Below are 1,710 nucleotides of genomic sequence, written 5' to 3' on the forward strand. Positions count from 1 at the left end.
TGGCGGAGCCCCTGCCGGACCGGTTTGGCCGAACCCGCGCGGTCCACGCCGTCACGCTTCCCGGGCTCCTCACGTCCGGACCTGATTGGCCGGACCGAACAGCGACCTGATTGGCCGAGCCTTGACACTGTACAAGCGGCTGGAGGCGGGCCGCTTCCGGCTGCCGCCGGTGGACGCGGGCGCGCAGGCGGTGACGCTGGACGCCACGCAGTTGGCCATGCTGCTGGACGGCATCGACGTGGCCCAGGTGAGTCGCCAGCCCGCCTGGACGCCTCCCGGGCGCACGGGCACCTGACGCGCCTGGCCCGGGACGCCGCGCGGCGGTGGCGTGTTGAGGCCTGGTGCCCCGTGAGTTGCCCCAAGACCACTTCTGCCCCTGGCGCGAGGAGGCCGAGGAGCTCAAGGAGCGCCTGACGTCGCTGGAGGCGAAGATGGCGACGCTGGAGCGCCACGTCTTCGGCCGCAGGGCGGAGAAGCTGCCCCCGGTGGCGACGGAGCTGCGCAAGGACGCGGATTCGACGGCGGCCCGGGCCGAGGCGGCGAAGAAGAAGCGCCAGGAGAGAGCCACCCGGAAAGCCGAGGAGGCTCCGGCGCGAGAGATTCGCCACGCGGTGCCCACCGACGAGCGCCACTGCCCGGCGTGCGGCAGCGAGGACTTGAAGCCCCTGGGCCAGGGCCGCACCTCGGTGGTGTACGAGTACGTGCCCGCCCGCTTCGAGAAGCAGGCGCACGTGCAGGAGGTGCTGGCGTGCGTGTGCGGCGTAACCGTCCGGTGGACGTCGTGCCGGGACGCTTGAAGACAGGCCCCGACCGTGCTCGGCGGGCGCCGCGAGGAGCGAGTTGTTCAGGGACTGAGCTGGAGGGGCGACTCGGGCGGGTCGGCGGTGCGTCGCCGCTTCCACTCGTGGGGTAGCAGCTCACCGATGCACGAGTGAGGATGCGTCTGCACACGCAGCAGCACGTCGGCCAGGTAGTCTTCGGGGTTGACGCCGTTGGCCTCGCAGGTGGCGACGAGGGCGTAGAGGCCGGCGAGATTCTCCCCCGCGGCCTCGTGGCCGACGAAGAGGAAATTCTTCCGGCCCAGGGCCGCCTTGCGCAGCGCCGCCTCCGAGCGGTTGTTGTCCAGAGGCAGGCGCGCGTCGGAAGAGAATCGCGTCAGGGCGTCCCATTGCTTCAGGGCGTAGGAGAGGGCCTGGCCCATGGGGCCCTTGGGCAGGTGGCGCGGAGTCTGCGATTCCATCCACGCACGCAGCGCCCAGAGGACGGGGAGACTCCGCTGCTGACGCAGCTCGCGGTGTGCGTCCGTGCGCACGACGGCCGCGTCGCGGGCCAGCGCCTCCACGCGGTAGAGGGCGAGGATGAAGTCCAGGGCCTCGCGGGCCTCGGGCGCGGTGGGGAGCGCCTCGAAGAAGCGGCGTCTGACGTGGGCCCAGCAGCCCACGCGGACGCGCCCCTCGGGCAGCGTCACCGCGTTGTAGCCCGTATAGGCATCCACCACGAGGGCGCCCCGGGTGCCGCCCAGGACTTCCTTGGGCGTCGTGCTGGCCCGGCCCAGGCTGAAGCAGTAGCCCAGCAGCCACTCGCCCGCGGGCGTCTGGGTGAGGAAAGTCCAGAGGTAGCCCTGGCGCGTCTTCTTCACGTCCAGCACGCGCACGGGCGTCTCGTCGGCCCACACCACCTCGGCGGCGGCAATGACTTGCAAGAGGTGCT

At 71.7% G+C, this 1,710-nt stretch carries 3 protein-coding genes; 2 read left to right on the top strand and 1 reads right to left on the bottom strand.

What is annotated here, in order from left to right; translation table 11 throughout:
- The first annotated feature begins 121 nt into the window (after nt 1-121).
- Together tnpB and D7X99_RS41825 are read left to right on the top strand one after the other, a co-directional pair.
- The gene (gene tnpB / locus D7X99_RS41820; protein ID WP_158627170.1) at nt 122-295 is read left to right on the top strand and encodes an IS66 family insertion sequence element accessory protein TnpB; all 174 of its coding nucleotides are present in this window, start codon (nt 122-124) and stop codon (nt 293-295) included.
- A gap of 46 nt (nt 296-341) precedes the next feature.
- The gene (locus tag D7X99_RS41825; RefSeq protein ID WP_147476429.1) at nt 342-797 is read left to right on the top strand and encodes an IS66 family transposase zinc-finger binding domain-containing protein; all 456 of its coding nucleotides are present in this window, start codon (nt 342-344) and stop codon (nt 795-797) included.
- 47 nt (nt 798-844) lie between these two features.
- Here D7X99_RS41825 and D7X99_RS41830 read toward each other — a convergent pair.
- Nucleotides 845-1,710: IS66 family transposase (locus tag D7X99_RS41830; RefSeq protein WP_147476430.1), on the bottom strand; the 866-nt coding region annotated here is incomplete at its 5' end.

Source organism: Corallococcus sp. AB032C (genome assembly GCF_003668935.1).
Classification (GTDB): domain Bacteria; phylum Myxococcota; class Myxococcia; order Myxococcales; family Myxococcaceae; genus Corallococcus; species Corallococcus exiguus.